Here is a 19,780-nt window from a genome sequence, read left to right on the forward strand (position 1 = left end):
ACAACTCCATTGAAGGAATCTTCAAAGGGATTGTGCGTCGGGTCATGCCAGACAAGGAACTATCCTACCACGCTACTGTCCCCGGATGATCTTCCGGAGCCGTTCCAGCCTGGCAGCTATATCGCGTTCGGCGCCGTTGTTGGTTGGCTCGTAGTAGTCCTTTCCCACGAGGTCATCCGGCGGGTACTGCTGGGTCGCCACCCCGTGCGGTTCATCATGCGCGTACTTGTAGCTCTTGCCATGTCCCAATTGCTTGGCACCTGGATAGTGCGCGTCGCGCAGATGCATGGGGATGCCGCCGCCGAAACCGGCACGGACGTCGGCAACTGCCTTGTTCAAGCCCATGTACGCCGCATTGGACTTGGGAGCGGTGGCAAGGTGGACAACAGCTTCGGCCAGGACAATCCGGCCTTCCGGCATCCCTATCAACTGGACCGCCTGTGCCGCTGCCACAGCTGTTTGCAAAGCGGTGGGATCGGCCATGCCGATGTCTTCCGCCGCGGAGATGATGATGCGCCGCGCCACGAACCTCGGGTCCTCTCCCGCCTCCAGCATCCGCGCCAGATAGTGAAGGGAGGCATCAACGTCCGAGCCCCTGATGGACTTGATGAACGCACTGGCGACGTCGTAGTGCTGGTCGCCGGCCCTGTCATAACGAACAGCAGCGGCGTCCAGGGCACGCTCGGTGTGCTTGAGTTCCACCAGCACCGGCGCGTCGGGGGCGCCGTCGCCGGCAAGCCCCGGTTCGCCGTCGTCGGTGACGTTGGTCCCGTCCGTGACGCTGGTCCCGTCGGTTTCGCCTTCCCCTTCGACGACGGTTGAAACGGCATTGCTGTCTCCGAACGCGACGCCGGCCGCAGCTTCCAGGGCAGTCAGGGCCCTTCGGGCGTCACCTCCGGAGAGCCGCACCAAGTGATCCAAAGCCTCGGGACTGAGTTCCACACGCCCGGCAAGGGCCGCGGGCATCGGCAACAGCCCGCTGCAACAGCCCGGCAATGTCGTCATCCGTCAGTGGCTTCAGCGTCAGCAGAAGCGAGCGGGACAGCAGCGGTGATACCACCGAGAACGACGGGTTCTCCGTGGTGGCCGCCACCAGGACCACCCACCGGTTTTCAACGCCAGGCAACAGTGCGTCCTGCTGCGCCTTGTTGAACCGGTGGATTTCATCGAGGAACAGGACAGTGGTCTTCTTGTAAAGGTCCCGGGCGGTCAAAGCCTCATCCATTACCCGGCGAACATCCTTCACACCGGCAGTAATGGCAGACAATTCCACGAACTTCCGCCCCGGTCCGCGGGCGATGACATGTGCCAACGTCGTTTTCCCGGTTCCGGGAGGCCCCCAGAGAATGACTGAACTGGGCCCTGCCGGGCCGGCAGCTTCTGCGCCCGCGGCGAGCTGGCGAAGCGGGGAACCGTGTCCCAACAGGTGCTGTTGACCCACCACGTCATCCAAGGTCCGGGGGCGCATCCGAACTGCCAGCGGGCTCCGCTGGGACGCCATCCACGCGGCGTCGGAGGCTCCCCCTGCGGCAGGCAGATCCTCCGACTCGTCGTCGTTGTTTACACCGGCACCAAAGAGATCTTCCACATGGATAGGCTACTCATAGTTCCAACAAAGGAGACATCGACGTGGACCGCCGCGCATCCGCCCCGCAACAACGGCCGCCGAGGGCCTCCGGCCGCACGGCCCTCGTGCCGGCATCACGGCTGGTGGGTTGGGTGGATCGCTTTGCCGGAAGCCATGGCCCACTCACTGAAGAGACTGACGACGGCGGCCTCCTCCTCCGCGCCGCTGACGGGGCTTCTGCCCTCCTGAAGGCACCCTGGCCGGTCGATGGACGTCCAGGCCGTGGCGCCACTGACATCGAACGGCTTGCCGCTCTTGCAGGCCAGGAACGTGGTCTGGGTATCCTGCTGGTGCGTCGGGGCGGTTTCGCTGTGGCCGTGGCGAGCGGCAGCAAGGTCGTGGAATCCAAAAGCGGTAACCGCTATGTTCAGTCCAGAACGGCTGCAGGTGGCCAATCCCAACAACGTTATGCCCGGCGCCGCTCCAACCAGGCGGACGCATTGGTGGACTCCGCAGCGGAACAGGCCGCGCGCATTTTCGGCGGCCACCGTGTTGAGTACATTGTTCCCGGCGGGGACAGAGCCTTGGTGGACCTGGTCCTGGCGCAACCCTCCCTGCGGGCCCTGGCCAGCCGAAGCCAACTTGCCTTCCTGGATGTACAGGAACCCAAAACTGCTGCGCTTGCAAAAGCTGCTTCGGATGCTTGTTCCATCCGGATCCTGGTGACTGATCCAGCACCGTAACTGCGGCTCAGCAGCCTCCCGGCGCCCGCCTCAAAGGAGCCTGCCGATACAGATAGCTTCCTTGTTCCACGAACCCGGCCCGCGAATACAACGCCTGGGCACCGCGGTTGGATGCAGTGACCAACAGCCAAAAACCTTGGAGATTGCGGGCCGCCCCCTGCTCCAGCAGCGCTGACAGGACCATCGTCGCGTATCCCCGCCTGCGGTGGGTGACCGAGGTCGCCATGGTGTAGAGGCCTCCCCAGCCGTCCACCAGGGCGAGGCGTCCGACGGCGGCCGGCACGCCGTCGTCGTCCCTCACCAGCGCGTACAGAGACTTGCATCCGGTAAGAATGGTGCGGGCAACCTCGAGTTCCACCTCGCCACCGCGACCATCCACGGACCACCACAAGCGAAGCCATTCATCGGTGGGCGTGTCCGAGACCTCTACGCCCCTGGGCCCGGCACTTAAGGTCTCCAAGGCGTCCATGCCCCGGACCATAATCAGGGTTTCGGACTGTCTGGTGAAGCGTTGCCCGTCCAGGACGGCGTTAAGGCCTGCACTACGGGAGTCATCGAATATCTGGAAAATGAGCGGGAGACGCCGCTGCCTGTACCAGGCTGATGCGGAACTGACTGACCGCGCTATGTCTTCAGTTCCGCCCAGGCCTGCAGTTCCGGCCGCACCAGGCAGGTTCCTCGGCCACACGGAGTTCGCCCTCTGCGTGACCCCGGAGGACGCGCGGAGCACCCACTCCCCCGTGTCATTGCGCTCCACGGCCGGCCACGCCCTATCCATGAGGGTTTCCAAGAATGCTTGTTCCAACATCCCGGCGCCTTTCATCTGCAGGAACACCAAGGGCCCCCCACATGAGTGGGGAGCCCTTGGCTACCGTCTTATTCGGACTTGGTCTCCGGCTTCGCCGCAGGCTTGGTTTCCGGCTTGAAGTCGACGCCGGCTTCCTTCCGCTGCTGTGCCGTAATCGGGGCAGGAGCGGCAGTCAGCGGGTCAAAACCGTTGCCGGTCTTCGGGAAGGCGATGACGTCGCGGATGGACTCGACACCGGCGAGCAGAGCCACTACGCGGTCCCAACCCAGTGCGATGCCGCCGTGCGGTGGCGCGCCGTACTTGAAGCCCTCCAACAGGAAGCCGAACTTGGTCTGGGCGTCCTCCTTGTCCAGGCCCATGAGCTGGAAGACGCGTTCCTGGACTTCGCGCTCATGGATACGGATGGAGCCACCACCGATTTCGTTGCCGTTGCACACGATGTCGTAGGCGTAGGACAGAGCCGACTCAGGATCCTTGTCAAAGGTGTCAAGGAACTCCGGCTTGGGAGAGGTGAAGGCATGGTGCACGGCTGTCCACTGCCCGGCACCCACAGCGACGTCACCGGAGGCAACTGCAGCGGCAGCGGGCTCGAACATCGGCGCGTCCACGATCCAGACGAAGGCCCAGTCGTTGGGATCGATCAGGCCAGTGCGGTGGCCAATTTCAACACGTGCAGCGCCAAGGAGGGCCCGTGATGCGGACTTCTCGCCGGCGGCGAAGAAGATGCAGTCACCCGGCTTGGCACCAACGGCGTCGGCCAGGCCGGCCCGCTCTTCGTCGGTGAGGTTCTTGGCCACGGGGCCGGCGAGTTCGCCGTCTTCCTTGTAAAGAACGTAGGCCAGTCCCTTCGCGCCACGCTGCTTTGCCCATTCCTGCCAGGCATCCAGGGCACGGCGCGCCTGCGAAGCGCCCCCTGGCATGACGACGGCGCCAACATAAGGTGCCTTGAAGACGCCGAAGTTGGTGTCCTTGAAGAACTCCGTCAACTCGGTCAGCTCCAGGCCGAAGCGCAGGTCCGGCTTGTCGGAACCGTACTTTGCCATGGCGTCCAGGTACGTCATGCGCCGGATGGGCGTGGGGACCTCGACGTCGATCAGCTGCCACAGGGCCTTCACAATTGCTTCACCGAGCTCGATGACATCGTCCTGGTCAACGAAGCTGGCCTCGATGTCCAACTGGGTGAATTCGGGCTGGCGGTCCGCGCGGAAGTCCTCATCACGGTAGCAGCGGGCGATCTGGTAGTACTTTTCGAATCCACCCACTTGGAGCAGCTGCTTGAAAAGCTGCGGCGACTGCGGCAGCGCGTACCAGGAACCCGGGGCAAGCCGGGCGGGGACGACGAAGTCGCGGGCACCTTCCGGCGTCGAGCGCGTCAACGTGGGTGTTTCAATCTCGACGTAGCCGCGCTGGTGCAGCAACTCGCGGGCAATGCGGTTTGCCTCTGAGCGGAGGCGGAGGTTCCGTGCGGGGCCAGGGCGGCGAAGGTCAAGGTAGCGGTGCTTAAGGCGTGCTTCTTCGCCCACTTCGACGTGCTCGTCGATCTGGAACGGCAGGGGGTCCGAGGTATTCAGGATGATGACCTTGTCCGCAATGACCTCGATCTCGCCGGTAGCCAGCGCAGGGTTTTCATTGCCTTCAGGACGCTTGTTGACGGTACCCGTCACCTGCAGGACGTATTCGTTCCGCAGGCCGTGGAAGACCTCTTCTTCACGGACAACCACCTGGGCGACACCGGAAGCGTCACGAAGGTCAACGAATGCAACGCCACCGTGATCACGGCGGCGGCCCACCCAGCCGGCCAGGGTAACGGTTTGTCCAATGTGCTCGGAGCGAAGTGATCCGAGGTCATGTGTGCGCAGCACAGCATTCCTTTCAGCATGAATTTTCAAGGGATCATTGCAAAGACGATCCCGTCCGAGTTTACCCGCCCCGGCCGCGGCTGAATCACCTGGCCTGGGTCAGGCGGTGATGACACGGACGTGCAGATCTTCCTCCGACGGCGACCAGCTGGCCGGGTCCGCGTCCACCTGCACGCCGGACCGGATGTCCTTGACCTGGTGCTTGCCGTCATCGTCAGTGAACCAAACAAACGGAATTCCGCGACGATCCGCGAACTTGATCTGCTTGCCGAACTTTTCAGCTTTCGCGGCAACTTCAGTAGCAATACCGCGGCCGCGAAGCTGTGCCGCGACGTCCTGTGCCGCGGACCAACTGTCGTCGTTGTTCAAAGCGACCAGGACAGCAGTGGGCACCGCACGGGTAGCCGTTGCAAGCTCCTGGCTCAGGATCCGCGAGACCAGGCGGGTGACGCCGATGGACAGGCCGACGCCCGGGAACTTCCGGTTTCCCTTGCTGGCCAGGGCGTCGTACCGGCCGCCCGAGCAAATGGAGCCAAGTTGTTCGTGTCCTACCAGGACGGTTTCGACGACGGTTCCCGTGTAATAGTCAAGTCCCCGGGCGATACTGAGGTCTGCGACCACCTTGCCGGGTGCGCGCTGGACGGCGGCCTCAATGACCTGCTGGAGTTCGCTCAAGCCTTCCTCGAGAAGGTCATCAGTCACCCCAAGGGCACGTACCTGCTCCACGAACGAGGTGTCCTCGGTGCGGATGGTGGCAAGCTTGAGCGCCAGTGCCGCCTGCTCATCCGAGGCGCCAAGCTCGCTCTTGAGCAGCTCAGCGACTTTGCCTTCGCCAATCTTTTCGAGTTTGTCGATGCTCCGCAGGACTCCGGCCGTATCAGTCAGGCCAATACCGCGGTAGAAGCCCTCAGCCAGCTTGCGGTTGTTGATCCGGAGGCGGAAGTCCGGAATCGGGAGGGCGCTCAGGGCCCCGGCGATGACCAGCGCAATTTCGACGTCGTAGCGGAACGGCAACTCGCCATCGCCCACCACATCAATATCTGCCTGGGTGAATTCGCGGGCACGGCCTTCCTGCGGACGCTCACCACGCCAGACCTTCTGGATCTGGTAGCGGCGGAAGGGGAAGGCCAGATAACCCGCGTTCTCCACGACGTAGCGTGCGAAGGGAACAGTGAGGTCAAAGTGCAGGGCAAGCGCATTCGGATCAGCTTTGTCTGCCTTGTCCGTAGTGGTTGACCGGGAATCTTCTTCGTCGTCCTGCAGGCGACTCAGGCCATAGACCTCTTTGTCGATCTCGCCTTTCCGCAGCAACTGGCCGACCGTTTCAACGGCACGCGTTTCAATGGAGGAGAAACCGTGCAGTTCGAACGTTTTCCGGAGTGTGTCCAGCACGTGGAGCTCCACCAACCGCTCCTGGGGAAGCCACTCGGGGAATCCGGACAGGGAGGCGGTACGTGCCATGGTGGATAAATCTCCTCGATGAAAGCTGACTCAGGAATGAGCACCGCAGCTTTAAAGGCCTTTTCGGCGATTATGGGGCGGGCGTCCAGCCGGTCATGCATAAACTATGTGCGGCAGCCAGTTTATGCTTTCCGCGCGTGCACATCTAATGCAGCATGCCCGGTCCCTGCAGGCGGCCGGCGAACGTGGACACAATCAGGAGGACTCTTGGCAACAAGGTCGCGGGATGACCGCGAAGCGAGACGCCGTATCCGGCAGATGGAAGCCAAGCGTGCCCTGCGGCAGGAACAGGGCAAGCGGCGCAAACGCGACAACACTGTTGCCATCGGCGCGGGCGCTGCGGCTGTGATCCTCGCGGTGGTGCTGCAACTGACTGTTTTCAGTTCCAACCCCACTGAGGCAGAGTTCGCCGCCGCAGAGGCCGGACTGAACTCTCCGTCGGCCTCTCCTTCGGCCTCCAACAGCGCAGACATACCCAGCCCGGACACCGCAGCCGGTAAGACCTTCACCGGTGAGCTCGCACTGAACAGCGGCGTTGTGGGAGTGGAACTGAACGGAACTGCTGCACCCCAGGCGGCGGCCGTCATCAAGTCCCTCACCGATGCCGGCTACTACAACGGAGCCTTCTGCCACCGCCTGACAACGTCCGACACGTTCGGCCTCCTGCAATGCGGAGCCAAGTCCGAAGACGGCTCAGATGATCCCAATTACCGCTGGGGTCCCCTGGAGAACACACCAACGGACAACACATACCCGGCTGGAACAATCGCCGTCGCCCGTTCGGGAAACAACGCCCACGGCAACGGTCATCAGTTCTTCATTGTGTATAAGGACACGACAATTCCTGCGGACACGGCCGGTGGTTACACAGTGGTCGGCAAAGTCACCAGTGGTTTGGACGTGGTCACGAAAATCGCTGCGGCCGGCCTGAAACCGGGCGAAAACGCGACCGACGGCGCCCCTGTGGCACCTGTCACGATAGACTCGTTTTCTCTGAAGTAACCAGCCTTTGGCCCCGGTCCGGGGTGCAGTACCTTAGCAGTCCCTCCAAGCGAAAGACTTTTAGCGGTGACAGACAGTCAGAAATCCGACGAAACAGCAGTAGTGGCCAACCAAGACGCAGTCGAGGCAAACAGCCTGAACGGCACTGAAGCAGCACCTGCGACTGAACAAACTCCCGCAGTTGTGGCCGACGAAACACCGGCAGCAACCGAGGCCCCTGCCGCTGAAGAAACGCCTGCGACAGAAGAAACGCCTGCACCCGCAGCGGAGGAAGCACCAGCGGCTGAGGCGGCACCCGCAGCGGAGGAAGCACCAGCGGCTGAGGCGGCACCCGCAGCGGAGGAAGCCAAGCCTGCCGATTCGCGTCCCGCTCCTTCCCCGGCTGCCTTCGCGGCCCGCCCGAAGGCGCCTGCCGCCGTCGTTCCTGCTGCGCCTGCAGTGTCTGCCGCCTCGCTTGCAGAGGCAGCCAAGTGGGGACGCGCCGAAGGTGACGGCCACGTATTCCTCACTTTGGATGGCGAAGAGATTGCCGTTGGCCAGTATCCCGGTGTCAGCCCTGACGAAGCCCTGGGCTACTTCGCCCGGAAGTACGACGACGTCATTGCCCAGATAGTCCTGCTGGAACACCGCGTGGAATCCAAAGCCCCGGCAACGGACATGCAGAAGACGGTGACCCACCTCCGCGAGCAGCTCGCAGAGCGCAACATGGTGGGCGATATCCGTTCGGCCGAAGCACGCCTGGACACGCTGTCCGAACAGATCGCCGAGCTGGAAAAGTCCGAGAAAGCGGCCCATGAAGCCGTCCGCGCCAACGAGCTTGCTGCGCGCGAAGCCATCGTGGCAGAGGCGGAGTCCATCGCTGGCCAGGATCCTGCGCAAATCCAATGGAAGACGTCCAGTGCGCGGATGAACGAACTCTTCGAGACGTGGAAGGCTGCGCAGAAGAGCGGTGTCCGTCTTGGCCGCAGCAATGAAGACGCACTATGGAAGCGCTTCCGCTCGGCACGCACTGTATTCGATCGCCATCGCCGCGCGTACTTCTCGCAGCTGGACAGCAACAATTCTGCGGCCAAGGTAGCCAAGGAAGCGTTGATCGCAGAGGCCGAGGCGCTTTCCTCTTCCACTGACTGGGGTTACGCCGCCGGTGAATACCGCAGGCTCATGGATCAGTGGAAGGCCACCCCGCGCGCCAGCCGCAAGGATGACGACGCCCTCTGGGGCCGTTTCCGCGCCGCGCAGGATGTGTTCTTCAGCAATCGGCAGGCTGCGAACGACCAGATCGACCAGGAGTACACCGCCAACCTTGCAGTGAAGGAGCAGCTGGTAGCTGAGGCCCAGGCGCTGCTGCCGATCAACGATCTCAACGCAACCAAGAAGGCCCTGCAGTCCATTCGTGACCGCTGGGAAGATGCCGGCAAGGTCCCGAGGGCGGACATGGGCCGCATCGAGGCCGGCCTTCGCAAGGTGGAGGACGCAGTCCGCGAGGCTGAGGAGGAGAAGTGGCGCCGGAGCAATCCGGAGACCAAGGCCCGCACCAACAGCGCTTTGTCGCAGCTTGAGTCCGCGATTGCCGGGCTCAAGGAGGATCTGGAGAAAGCTGAAAAAGCCGGAGACCAGCGCCGCATCAAGGCTGCGCGGGAAGCTCTTGAAGCACGTCAGGCGTGGCTGGACCAGATCCAGCGCTCAGCGAGCGACCTCGCCTGACGCAGCCTTGGGTTCATGTTGAGCCCCTGTTTATCTGCAGGCCCTGTACCGGTTATCCACATGACCGGTGCAGGGCCTGTACTGTTGCGGCCAAGACACGGAATGATCAATGAATGGTCCCACCCGTCACAGCCCCGCAACTGCAGGAACCCGTGCTTGCCGAGCTCTACGCACCCAGCCGCATCTTCACCTGGCCTGAATTGCAGGGCATGGCGCTGGATGGCGTCCTGCTTCCCTTGTACGGCAGGAGCTACGCGTCGCCCGGCGTTGCAGTCACGCCCCGCCTCCGCGCCCGTGCAGCTGCCCTGACCGTCCCGGACCGGATGCGCACCAAGGTGGTGGCGGGCAGGCTTACCGCGGCCTGGATCTACGGGTGTGCGAGCCCTCCGGAGCGCCTATCACTCCTGGTGGATGCCAAGCATCGTATCTCCAGCGTGCGCAGCGCCCGGGGGTGCAACCTCCATGAGGTGCGGCTTGGCCAACTGGACGTTGTAAGCGTTGGTGGCATGCTGGTGAGCAGCCCCTTGAGAACAGCAGCGGACATTGCCCTGCACGTTGAGCCGGACCAGGCCGTGCCGGCACTGCGGCGACTCCTGGACGACCCCGATCTGGGCATCAGGCTCCGTTTGCTCACCCTTGCCGTGGAGGCAGCGCCACGGGTTCCCCACAAGAAGCGTGCGCTCGCTACGCTCGCGCGGCTCGTGTCCCCGAACTAGCTCCTGCGCCTGTTACCCGTGGTGCGGTACACATCGAAGACCCCGTCAATACGCCGCACCGCGCTGAGAACATGGTGCAAATACTTTGGGTCACCCATTTCGAAAGCAAATTTGGAGATCGCCACCCGGTCGCTTGAGGTGTGCACCGAAGCCGCAAGGATGTTCACATGGTTTTCAGACAGGACACGCGTGACATCGGACAGGAGTGACTTCCTGTCCAAGGCTTCCACCTGAATCTCCACCAGGAAGACGCTGGACTGTGTTGGTGCCCACTCGACCTCGACGATCCTGTCCGGCTGGTCACGCAACCCGGAGACGTTGGTGCAATCAGTCCTATGGACCGACACGCCGGAACCGCGGGTGACAAATCCAAGAATGGGGTCAGGGGGCACAGGAGTGCAGCATCGGGCCAGTTTGACCCACACGTCTCCCACGCCGCGAACAATGACACCGGAATCGGAAAACTTGGACTTGGCTACCTGCGTAGGAATGCTGACCTCGTCAAGGTCCTCATCCGGGGTCTCGTGTCCACCAAGATGCTCTACGAGCTTCTCCATGACGGACTGGGCAGACGTGTGCCCGTCACCCACTCCTGCGTACAGACCGGAGATGTCTACGTAGTGGAAGTCCTCGGCGACGGCAGACAGCGCATCATGCGTCATGAGTCGCTGCAGTGGGAGGTTCTGCTTTCGCATTGCCCGCGTCAGCATATCCTTGCCGCGGTCAATCGCTTCCTCACGGCGTTCCTTGGTGAACCACTGGCGGATCTTGTTCCGGGGCCCGTGCCGACTTGACGAAGTGTTGCCAGTCCTGGCTCGGACCCGCCCCCTCGGCCTTGGAGGTGAAGATCTCCACCCAGTCGCCATGGTTCAGTTCACTGTTGAGCGGCACAAGCTTGCCGTTAACGCGGGCTCCGATGGTCCGGTGCCCCACTTCCGTGTGAACCGCGTACGCAAAGTCAACAGGGGTCGATCCAGCAGGCAAGGCCATGACTTCGCCCTTGGGCGTGAAGACGAAGACTTCCCGTGCGTTGATCTCGTACCTGAGTGAATCAAGAAATTCGCCCGGGTCCGAAGTTTCCTGCTGCCAGTCCACCAAGGACCGCAGCCAGCCCATATCGCCGTCGCGTGGGCTGCCCGGGCCCACCGCAGTACGGTTGGGTTGGTCCTTGTACTTCCAGTGGGCTGCGACGCCGTACTCCGCCCGGCGGTGCATCTCATGGGTGCGGATCTGGATTTCCACGGGCTTTCCACCCGGGCCGATGACCGTGGTGTGAAGGGACTGGTACATGTTGAACTTCGGCATGGCGATGTAGTCCTTGAACCGCCCTGGGAGAGGGTTCCATCGCGAGTGCAGGGTACCAAGTGCCGCGTAACAATCCCGCACCGAATCAACCAGGACGCGAACGCCCATGAGGTCGTTGATGTCGTCAAAGTCCTTATCGCGGACGATCATCTTCTGGTAGATCGAGTAGTAGTGCTTGGGCCGGCCGGTAATGGTCGCCTTGATCCGCGCAGTCCGAAGATCATCGGCAATCTGGTTGCGAATGACGCTCAGGCTCTTCTCACGTTCGGGTGTGCGGTCCCCCACCATGCGGACGATTTCTTCGTACACCTTGGGGTAGAGCGCCGCGAAGGACAGATCCTCCAGCTCCCACTTGATGGTGTTCATACCCAGGCGGTGTGCAAGGGGAGCGAAGATCTCCAGCGTTTCGCGGGCTTTACGGGACGAGGATTCTGCCGAAACGAACCGCCACGTACGGGCATTATGGAGGCGATCGGCAAGTTTGATCATCAGGACACGGATGTCCTTGGCCATGGCCACGACCATCTTGCGGACCGTCTCCGACTGGGCCGCTTCGCCGAAGCTGACCTTGTCCAGTTTGGTCACGCCGTCCACAAGCATGGCAACTTCCGGGCCGAAGTCGCGGGTGAGGTCATTCAGTGTGTAGGGGGTGTCCTCCACGGTGTCGTGGAGCAACGCAGCGGCCAGGGTGGTCCCTGTCATCCCGAGCTCAGCAAGGATGGTGGCTACTGCCACCGGGTGGGTGATGTACGGATCACCACTCTTGCGCTTCTGCCCCTGGTGGCTGCGCTCTGCTACCGCGAATGCGCGCTGAATGAGGTCGAAGTCTTCTTTGGGGTTGTTGGCCCGCACCGTTCGCAGGAGCGGTTCCAGAATCGGCGAGTACGGCGCCATCCCCCGGCCCGGTCAACCGCGCAAGCCTGGATCGCGTGCGCTCCCGCCGACCCGGAAAGGTTGGACGCACGCCGGGAGTATCGACTGGAACCGTACCAGCAGTCCGTCCAGCCACGCTTGTTGCCGGAACCGTCACACCGTGGTGACTGTCCTCCCCGCCCGTCGGTGGTGCCGACGTCGCACGTTCTTCCACAGAAGTACCCCTCACGACCTATTTAATTCTTCCAGTCTATTCCCGCAGGCGAATGCTTCCGCAACCGGACAGCACATGACGCGCGCCCCGGCAAGTCAACGAGAAAGGACCCCGCTGGAAAGCGGGGTCCTTTTCCAGCGCGTAATGCCTGATGGAAAGAGCCTAAACAGTGGCCTCGGCCCTGCGGTGGGCCACCTTCTTGGCCTGCTTCACGAGGTCCGGCTCGCCTTGGCGCAGCCAGGCGTAGAGCGGTGCCGCGATGAAGATGGTCGCTGCCGTTCCTATGAGGATTCCGACGAACAGCGCCAGGGAAAGGTCCCGCAGCGTTCCTGCGCCCAACAATCCGGCCCCGATGAAGAGGATCGCCGCAACCGGAAGGACGGCAACCATCATGGTGTTGATGGAGCGGACCAGAGTTTGGTTGACCGCGAGGTTAACCTCTTCACCGAAGGTCCGGCGCGTGGAAGTGGAAATGTCTGCTGTGTTCTCGCGGATCTTGTCGAAGACCACCACGGTGTCATACAGCGAATAGCTCAGGACTGTCAGGAATCCGATGATGGCCGATGGCGTCACCTCAAAATCACTCAGGGCGTAGACGCCCGCTGTGGTGAACATCGTGACCAGCATGCCCACCAAGGCAGAGAGTGACATCTTCCAGGTCCGGAAATACAGAGCCATGAGGACAGCTGCGAGGCCAACGAACACGACCAGCCCGATGAGTGCCTGACGTGTGACATCCTGGCCCCACGTGGGGCCAACGAAGTTTGATGTGACTTCGTTGTCCGTTACACCGTAAGCGGTGGTCAGGCCCTCTTTGATGCGGTTGGTCTCGTCATCGGTCAGCTGATCCGTCTGGATCCGCATGGTGTTGCCCGCCACGTTCGCGACACGGGGAACGGCACCGGATACGACGTCATGGACAGCCTTTTCGCCCAGGCCTGCATCGGTGGTCTTCACGTTGGAGACCGTGAACTCCGAGCCGCCGCGGAACTCGATGCCGAGGTTAAAGCCACCCTTCAAAACCGGGATCAGGATGGAGAGGGCCACAGCGACCGCAGCAATGATGAACCAGATCTTCTTGGAATCAACAAAGTTGTAGGAGCGCTTGCCCGTGTAAAGCTCGTTGCCGAAGGTTGCGAAGCTCGTGGTCATTACTTCTCCTCCTTGGTGCCGTTGGAAGGACCGGTCAGTTGGCCCTTCTCGGCGAGGCGCCGTTCGGCGATGGTCATGCGGCGTTCTGCTTCGGCCGCGGCACCTGTATTGCGTGCACGGACAACGGCCGGCTTCTCGGCAGGTGTGCGGAGGCGTCCGGCTCCCCGATACAACGGGACAGCCCCCAGACGGTCAGGTGAGAGTCCGGAGAACCTGTGGCCTTCGCCAAAGAACTTCGTGCGGGCAAGGACCTGCAGCATCGGATGCGTGAACAGGAACACCACGATGAGGTCAGCGACAGCCGTGAGGCCAAGAGTGAAGGCGAAGCCACGGACATTGCCGACAGCCACGAAATAAAGGACCAACGCTGCCAGCAGGTTCACTGCCTTGGAAGCCAGCACAGTCCGCTTGGCGCGCTTCCAGCCATTCTCGACGGCGGACACGAGCCCGCGGCCTTCACGAAGTTCATCGCGGATTCGTTCGAAGTACACGATGAACGAGTCCGCCGTCTGTCCGATGGCAACGATCAGACCGGCAACACCTGCCAGGGAAAGGCGGTAGTTTTCAGTCCAACCCAAAATGGCGATGGCGAGGTAGGTCAAGCCACCGGCGACAACCAGGGAAGCGATCGTGACAAAGCCAAGGGCGCGGTACTGGAACAGCGAGTACACAACCACCAGCAACAGGCCGATGAGGCCGGCCAGCAGGCCGAGCCGGAGCTGATCCCCACCGAGCGTGGCAGAGATCTGTTCCTGGGACTGGATCTCGAAGGAGATCGGCAAAGCGCCGTAGCGGAGTTGGTCGGACAGCGCCTTTGCAGAGGGCCTGGGTGAAGTTACCCGTGATCTGCGGTTTTCCGTCAGTGATGACAGCAAGGGACCTCGGTGCTGAGATGACCTTGTCATCAAGGACAATGGCGAATTGTGCCTTGGGGTCGTTGCCGCCCTGGGCAAGGGACGCGGTGTAGAACTGGTTTAGCCGCTCCGTAACTTCCTTGAACTTGGCAGTTGCCTCGGCGTTGAACGTGATGTTCACGCCCCAGGAGTTTGTCACCGAGCCTTGTGCGCCCTGAACCTGTGAGAAGGACGAGGAGCTGATGTCCTGGCCTTTGACCTCCACCGGACCAAGGATGTACTTGATGGCGGGAGTCTTGTCCGTGGCCGGTTCACAAGTCACCAGCGGCTTCGCCGGATCGGAACGGTCCCGCTTCTCGGTGGAAGGGTTGACGCAGTCAAGCGCCTCGAATTCCTTGTAGACCTCCGGAGTCACCCAGTTGGTGTCGCTCGCGTTGGTGGGTTCTGCGGTGGGCTTGGGCAGCTTGTCATCCGGCGTACGGGATTCGACAGGGATGGCCGCAGGATCAGCCGCAGCGATCACCGGGCGGAAGTTCATGTCCGCCGACGCCTGGATAAGGTCACGGGTTTCCTTGGATGGAGTTCCCGGGAGGCTCACCACCACGTTCCGCCCCGACTGGGTGCTGATCTCGGCTTCGGCAACACCGGAGCCGTCTACACGCTGCCGGATGATGGCAACTGCCTGGTTGAGTTGTTCCTCGGTGATCTCGCTGGAACCCTCTACCCGCGGTGCCAGGATCATCTGGGTGCCGCCCTCAAGGTCCAAGGCAAGCTTGGGAGCCCAGCTTGCATGGCCGGAAATGACTCCGCCAGCCAGGACAGCGGTGAGTACAACGAATATTGCTCCAAGCCAAGTCAGCACCCTGCGGGCTGAGTTTTTGGGGCCGGTCCGTGCCATTATCGATCTTCCTTTTATCGCCGGACAGCCGCCGGCGGGCGCTGGTAAGCGTCTGCCGGCGGCTTTCGGCTGCCGTAGAAGTGTCCTTGCGCGGTGTTGCCGCGACTGACGGTGCTAGTTGTCCTTCTTGTCCTCTTTGTTGAGGCGCGCGATGGTTTCGTCCGGCGTCTCAGTCGCAGCCGGGGTCTCATCAGCAACGGTCAGCGAAGAAGCGTCGTCCGGAACGACAGGGGCTTCCTCTTCAGCCTTTTCGATCACCTTGGTGACGGCCTGGCGGTGAACCGTAGCTTCGTTTCCGGGAGACAGCTCGATAACAACCTTGTTCTCAGCTTCGTCGATGGACACGATGCGTCCGAAAAGACCGAAGCTGGTCATCACATCGACGCCCGGAGCGAACTTGGACTGCATCGCAGCCTGCTGCTGCTGGGTCTTCTTGTTGCGGCGGAACATCATGAAGACAAAGAGTCCAAGCATGACGAACAGCAATATGGTCATTGGATCCACAGGGAAGTTCCATTCTTTACTTACGTTTTGGTCCACGGCAACGTCCCCGGCAGATCCTGCGGCCCGGGAGTAAACCCCGCACAGCAACGCGCTTCACCGCGAAGCGGGCGCATGGATCAAGGACTCGAACGTGCCGAGCGTCATACCAGTCTAGTGGGAAAAGCTGAATACAGCGTGTTAACCGATGGTATCTACGCTTTCGGCGTGGTTTTCATCCTCGTCAAACAAGGCAAGTGTCTCCTGGCCGAATACGCCCGCCGGTACGGCATAACCAAGGTGTGTCCATGCGGATGCCATGGCGATACGGCCACGGGGTGTGCGCCCGAGCAGTCCTTCGCGCACCAAGTACGGTTCGGCAACGGTTTCGACAGTCTCCGGCTCCTCACCCACGGCGATCGCCAGCGTTGAAAGACCCACCGGTCCGCCATTGAATTTGGTAATCAACGCCTCAAGGACGGCACGGTCAAGGCGATCCAATCCCCGTTCATCCACCTCGTACATATCCAGGGGCCGCCGACGCCGAACGCGCTTCGATCTGTTCTATTCCGTGCACAAGGGCCCAGTCGCGGACGCGGCGAAGCAAGCGGTTTGCAATACGTGGCGTGCCGCGGGAGCGTCCGGCAATCTCCGTGAATCCGGCGGAGTTGACCTTCAGGTCAAGCAATCCCGCCGAGCGGCGCAGCACGAGTTCGAGTTCTGCCACAGAGTAGAACTCCAGGTGGCCGGTAAATCCGAACCGGTCCCGCAAAGGGCCCGGCAGAAGCCCGGCGCGCGTGGTTGCACCAACGAGCGTGAAGGGTGGAAGTTCAAGCGGAATGGCGGTGGCGCCGGCCCCCTTGCCGACCACGATGTCCACACGGAAGTCTTCCATGGCCATGTAGAGCATCTCTTCAGCCGGGCGGGACATGCGGTGGATTTCGTCAAGGAACAGCACCTCCCCTTCGGACAGCGAGGAAAGAATTGCTGCAAGATCTCCGGCATGCTGGATGGCTGGTCCGCTGCTGATACGCAGTGGGGCGTTCATCTCCGCGGCAATGATCATGGCAAGGGTGGTCTTGCCCAGGCCCGGAGGACCGGAGAGCAGTACGTGGTCAGCGCTGCGGCCCCGCATCCGCGAAGCTTCAAGCACCAGCGAAAGCTGCTTGCGAACACGGTGCTGGCCGACAAAATCATGCAGGTTTTTGGGCCGGAGGGCGGCTTCAATGACGCGCTCCTCGGGCTCCTCTCCCCCGGCAACGAGCGATTGCTCAGCCACGGGTACCTACACGGTTTCCGGCGCGCGCGCCGTCCTGCCCCAGCCAGCGCAATGTGGCCCGCAGGATTTGCGCCACGTTACCGTCATCGGCAAGCTCGGGGGAATCGGCCATTGCTTTGTCGATGCTTCCCGCGGCGTCCTTCTCGGACCACCCCAGACTGGTCATGGCAGCCACTACCTGGGGCTTCCATTCCACGGTATTGATCACTGCGGGTGCTGTGCCCCTGCCTGTGCCGTGCGGGACCAGCTTTCCGGCCAGTTCAAGGACTATCCGGCCTGCGACTTTGGGCCCAATGCCCGGGACTTTGGTGAACGCTTTGCCATCGCCGGTGTGCGCAGCTACGCGGATCCTTTCCGGCTCGTGCACCGCAAGTACGGCCAGAGCCAGCCGTGGCCCGACGCCGCTCACGCTCAGCAGGACATCAAAGACCTCGCGCTCATCATCATCGGCGAAGCCGAACAACGTGAGGGAGTCCTCACGGACGATCATGGAAGTGAAGAGCTTCGCCTCGGCGCCTACTTTTAGGTGGCTCAACGTCTGGGGCGTTGCGAAGACGCTCATTCCCGCACCGTTGAGGTCGATCACGGCGGTCGACAAGCCAACGTGGGCAACTGTTCCACGGAGAAAACTGATCAAGACCCGGCTCCTGAGGTTAGCGGACTATCCGAACATATCTACGAATACCCTAGCAAGGGCTACCGACAATCAGCGTGCGCGGCGCGCTTTCGCTTCTGCTTCAGCCCACGCACGTTGCGCGGGGGTGAGCGAATCCTTGCCGGAACCATGGGGCGCACCCATTCCGCTGCCTGCCCGCCAGGCATGCGTCAGGGCAAGGGCAAGCGCGTCCGCGGCGTCAGCGGGCTTGGGCGGGGCATCGAGCCGGAGGATTTTAGTGACCAATTTAGTGACCGCGTCCTTATTCGCAGTTCCACTTCCGGTCACGGCCGCTTTGACTTCGGAGGGCGTGTGCAAGGCGACGGGAATCCCGCGGCGCGCGGCCGCGGCGATGACAACGCCCGAGGGCCTGGGCCACGCCCATCACAGTGCTGACGTTCATCTGCGAAAAAACGCGCTCGACGGCGACTACGTCCGGCTGATGCAGGTCCAGCCACTCGTCGATGGCCTGCGCGATAACCAAAAGCCGCTTGTCCAGCGTCAACTCAGCCGACGTCCCCACCACACCAACAGCCACCATGGTGGCCCGGCGGTTCCGCTCGATATCCACTACGCCGATGCCGCAACGGGTGAGGCCCGGATCGACTCCCAATACGCGAAGAGTCAAGTCCGGGCCTTCCTGGTTGTTGTCAAAAGAGGAGTACTGCCTGCCTAATCGGCGTCGAGGGCAGCCTGCACTTCCTCACTGAAGTCCGCGTTGCTGTAGACGTTCTGGACGTCATCCAGGTCTTCGAGGGCATCCACGAGTTTCATGAATTTCCGGGCGCCATCAATATCGAGGTCCACCTGCATCGAGGGCACGAATTCGGCTTCATCGGATTCGTACTCGATGCCGGCTTCCTTCAAGGCGTCACGGATGGCCTGCAGATCAGAGGGCTCGGAATGCACTTCCCAGTTCTCGCCGCTGTCCTTGACTTCCTCTGCGCCGGCGTCCAGGACGGCCATCAGGATGTCGTCCTCGCTCAGGCCATTCTTTGGCAGCACGACGACGCCCTTGCGGGTGAACAAGTAGCTGACCGAGCCCGGATCTGCAATGGTGCCACCGTTGCGGGAAATCGCGAGTCGAACCTCCGAAGCCGCACGGTTCTTGTTGTCGGTCAAGCACTCGATCAACAGAGCCGAGCCCTGGGGGCCGCGGGCTTCGTACATAATTTCCGTGTAGTCGACCACTTCGCCTGTGAGGCCGGCACCACGTTTGATGGCGCGGTCGATGTTGTCGTTCGGAACCGAGGTCTTCTTCGCCTTGGTAACCGCAAGTTCCAGGCCTGGGTTGCCGGCGAGGTCCGGGCCGCCCATGCGCGCAGCAACTTCGATGTTCTTGATCAGCTTTGCGAACGACTTTGCACGCCTGCTATCAATGATGGCTTTCTTGTGCTTGGTAGTCGCCCATTTGGAGTGGCCTGACATGCTTTACGCTTCTCCTCTGATCATTCGAATAAAGAGTTCATGCACGCGCTTCTCACCTGTGACTTCCGGGTGGAAAGAGGTGGCCAACAGCTGGCCGGAGCGCACTGCAACAATTCTAGCCAATCCGTGCAAAGTGGCGGTGTGGCTGGCATGCTCCGGATCAACCTGTGCCAGGACTTCAACTCCCGGGCCAACCCGTTCCACCCAGGGTCCACGGATGAAGACCGCGTGCACCGGATCCACGCCGGACTCGCCTGCGCTGAACTCGAGTCCTTTGAAATCGAGGTCGGTTTCAAAGGACTCGCGCTGCCGCCCAAAGGCATTGCGGCGCACTGTGATGTCCAGTCCACCGAAGGTCTGCTGGGGGTTTCCGTCCAGATCAGTAGCGGGATCGGCAATCTCGTCGGCAAGCAGAATCATGCCTGCACAAGAGCCGTAGACGGGAAGGCCTTCGGCGATGCGCTTCCGAAGCGGGTCCGCGAGTTCAAAGATCCTGGAAAGTTTGTCGATCGTGGTGGATTCCCCACCCGGGATGATGAGGCCGTCAACGTCATCCAGCTCTGCGGGGCGGCGGATGCCCACACCCGTGGCGCCCGCGGCTTCCACTGCGTGGATGTGCTCACGGAAGTCGCCTTGGAGGGCCAGTACGCCGATCCGGAGTCCTGCACCCACGCGTGATGAAGCGTCGGAAAGGGGGTTGGTCATTGGACCATCATAGTGGCCCGGCCCGGCAATCTCCTCCCGGAGGACAGGCGGGAGTGCCAGCAGGAGGGGCCTCAACG

The 19,780-nt window shown here is 62.1% G+C and carries 12 protein-coding genes and 5 pseudogenes; 4 read left to right on the forward strand and 13 right to left on the reverse strand.

Annotation, left to right across the window (positions count from 1 at the left end; translation table 11 throughout):
* Positions 1-72: 72 nt before the first annotated feature.
* A pseudogene (locus LDP01_RS04590) lies at positions 73-1,588 on the reverse strand (replication-associated recombination protein A).
* Positions 1,589-1,629: 41 nt separating this feature from the next.
* Between LDP01_RS04590 and LDP01_RS04595 the strand changes: the two are divergent.
* Positions 1,630-2,310, forward strand: coding sequence for an acVLRF1 family peptidyl-tRNA hydrolase (locus tag LDP01_RS04595; protein WP_224090570.1), 681 nt, complete (start codon positions 1,630-1,632; stop codon positions 2,308-2,310).
* Between the two features lie 7 nt (positions 2,311-2,317).
* On the opposite strand, the gene LDP01_RS04600 is transcribed toward LDP01_RS04595, so the two are convergent.
* The 3 genes from LDP01_RS04600 to hisS form a co-directional block, all read right to left on the reverse strand.
* Positions 2,318-3,118, reverse strand: a complete 801-nt coding sequence (locus LDP01_RS04600; RefSeq protein ID WP_224090572.1) for a GNAT family N-acetyltransferase — start codon at positions 3,116-3,118, stop codon at positions 2,318-2,320.
* Positions 3,119-3,186: 68 nt separating this feature from the next.
* Positions 3,187-4,980 (reverse strand): aspartate--tRNA ligase, encoded by a 1,794-nt coding sequence (gene aspS, locus LDP01_RS04605; protein ID WP_224090574.1) that lies wholly within the window; start codon positions 4,978-4,980, stop codon positions 3,187-3,189.
* A gap of 96 nt (positions 4,981-5,076) precedes the next feature.
* Positions 5,077-6,438 carry a histidine--tRNA ligase gene (gene hisS, locus LDP01_RS04610; protein WP_224090576.1) on the reverse strand — a complete coding sequence of 454 codons (1,362 nt, stop codon included), beginning with the start codon at positions 6,436-6,438 and terminating at the stop codon, positions 5,077-5,079.
* A 207-nt stretch (positions 6,439-6,645) separates the two neighbouring features.
* Between hisS and LDP01_RS04615 the strand changes: the two genes are divergently transcribed.
* The 3 genes from LDP01_RS04615 to LDP01_RS04625 all read left to right on the forward strand — a co-directional run bounded on the left by LDP01_RS04615 (position 6,646) and on the right by LDP01_RS04625 (position 9,860).
* A complete protein-coding gene (locus LDP01_RS04615; RefSeq protein WP_224090585.1) occupies positions 6,646-7,440 on the forward strand; it encodes a peptidylprolyl isomerase in 795 nt (264 codons plus the stop codon).
* A 66-nt stretch (positions 7,441-7,506) separates the two neighbouring features.
* Positions 7,507-9,144 carry a DUF349 domain-containing protein gene (locus LDP01_RS04620; protein WP_224090586.1) on the forward strand — a complete coding sequence of 546 codons (1,638 nt, stop codon included), beginning with the start codon at positions 7,507-7,509 and terminating at the stop codon, positions 9,142-9,144.
* Between the two features lie 113 nt (positions 9,145-9,257).
* Positions 9,258-9,860 (forward strand): hypothetical protein, encoded by a 603-nt coding sequence (locus tag LDP01_RS04625; RefSeq protein WP_224090587.1) that lies wholly within the window; start codon positions 9,258-9,260, stop codon positions 9,858-9,860.
* Here LDP01_RS04625 and LDP01_RS04630 read toward each other — a convergent pair.
* The 9 genes and pseudogenes from LDP01_RS04630 to pdxT form a co-directional block, all read right to left on the reverse strand.
* Positions 9,857-12,252 (reverse strand): annotated as a pseudogene (locus tag LDP01_RS04630) (RelA/SpoT family protein). The gene LDP01_RS04625 and the pseudogene LDP01_RS04630 sit on opposite strands and share 4 nt — an antisense overlap.
* 162 nt (positions 12,253-12,414) lie before the next feature.
* Positions 12,415-13,404, reverse strand: a complete 990-nt coding sequence (secF, locus tag LDP01_RS04635; protein WP_224090588.1) for a protein translocase subunit SecF — start codon at positions 13,402-13,404, stop codon at positions 12,415-12,417.
* Positions 13,404-15,156 (reverse strand): annotated as a pseudogene (gene secD, locus LDP01_RS04640) (protein translocase subunit SecD). The gene secF and the pseudogene secD overlap by 1 nt, the downstream one beginning before the upstream one ends.
* A 114-nt stretch (positions 15,157-15,270) precedes the next feature.
* Positions 15,271-15,651 (reverse strand): preprotein translocase subunit YajC, encoded by a 381-nt coding sequence (gene yajC / locus LDP01_RS04645; RefSeq protein WP_216925542.1) that lies wholly within the window; start codon positions 15,649-15,651, stop codon positions 15,271-15,273.
* Positions 15,652-15,837: 186 nt separating this feature from the next.
* Positions 15,838-16,915: pseudogene (ruvB, locus tag LDP01_RS04650) on the reverse strand (Holliday junction branch migration DNA helicase RuvB).
* On the reverse strand, positions 16,908-17,552 hold the full coding sequence (gene ruvA, locus LDP01_RS04655) for a Holliday junction branch migration protein RuvA (protein ID WP_224090589.1): 645 nt from the start codon (positions 17,550-17,552) through the stop codon (positions 16,908-16,910). The pseudogene ruvB and the gene ruvA overlap by 8 nt, the downstream one beginning before the upstream one ends.
* A gap of 69 nt (positions 17,553-17,621) precedes the next feature.
* Positions 17,622-18,198: pseudogene (ruvC, locus tag LDP01_RS04660) on the reverse strand (crossover junction endodeoxyribonuclease RuvC).
* A gap of 44 nt (positions 18,199-18,242) precedes the next feature.
* The gene (locus LDP01_RS04665; RefSeq protein WP_224090590.1) at positions 18,243-18,998 is read right to left on the reverse strand and encodes a YebC/PmpR family DNA-binding transcriptional regulator; all 756 of its coding nucleotides are present in this window, start codon (positions 18,996-18,998) and stop codon (positions 18,243-18,245) included.
* Between the two features lie 3 nt (positions 18,999-19,001).
* Entirely contained in the window at positions 19,002-19,703 is a 702-nt protein-coding gene (pdxT, locus tag LDP01_RS04670; RefSeq protein WP_216925537.1) for a pyridoxal 5'-phosphate synthase glutaminase subunit PdxT, read from the reverse strand.
* Positions 19,704-19,780 lie beyond the last annotated feature (77 nt).

Origin of the sequence: Arthrobacter sp. StoSoilB13, assembly GCF_019977255.1 — a bacterium.
GTDB lineage: Bacteria > Actinomycetota > Actinomycetes > Actinomycetales > Micrococcaceae > Arthrobacter.

Coding starts and splice junctions, on each gene's coding strand:
- LDP01_RS04600 (WP_224090572.1), bottom strand. CDS start 3,118: ATGTTGGAACAAGCATTCTTGGAAACCCTCATGGATAGGGCGTGGCCG.
- hisS (WP_224090576.1), bottom strand. CDS start 6,438: ATGGCACGTACCGCCTCCCTGTCCGGATTCCCCGAGTGGCTTCCCCAG.
- LDP01_RS04625 (WP_224090587.1), top strand. CDS start 9,258: ATGGTCCCACCCGTCACAGCCCCGCAACTGCAGGAACCCGTGCTTGCC.
- secF (WP_224090588.1), bottom strand. CDS start 13,404: ATGACCACGAGCTTCGCAACCTTCGGCAACGAGCTTTACACGGGCAAG.
- yajC (WP_216925542.1), bottom strand. CDS start 15,651: ATGACCATATTGCTGTTCGTCATGCTTGGACTCTTTGTCTTCATGATG.
- LDP01_RS04665 (WP_224090590.1), bottom strand. CDS start 18,998: ATGTCAGGCCACTCCAAATGGGCGACTACCAAGCACAAGAAAGCCATC.
- pdxT (WP_216925537.1), bottom strand. CDS start 19,703: ATGACCAACCCCCTTTCCGACGCTTCATCACGCGTGGGTGCAGGACTC.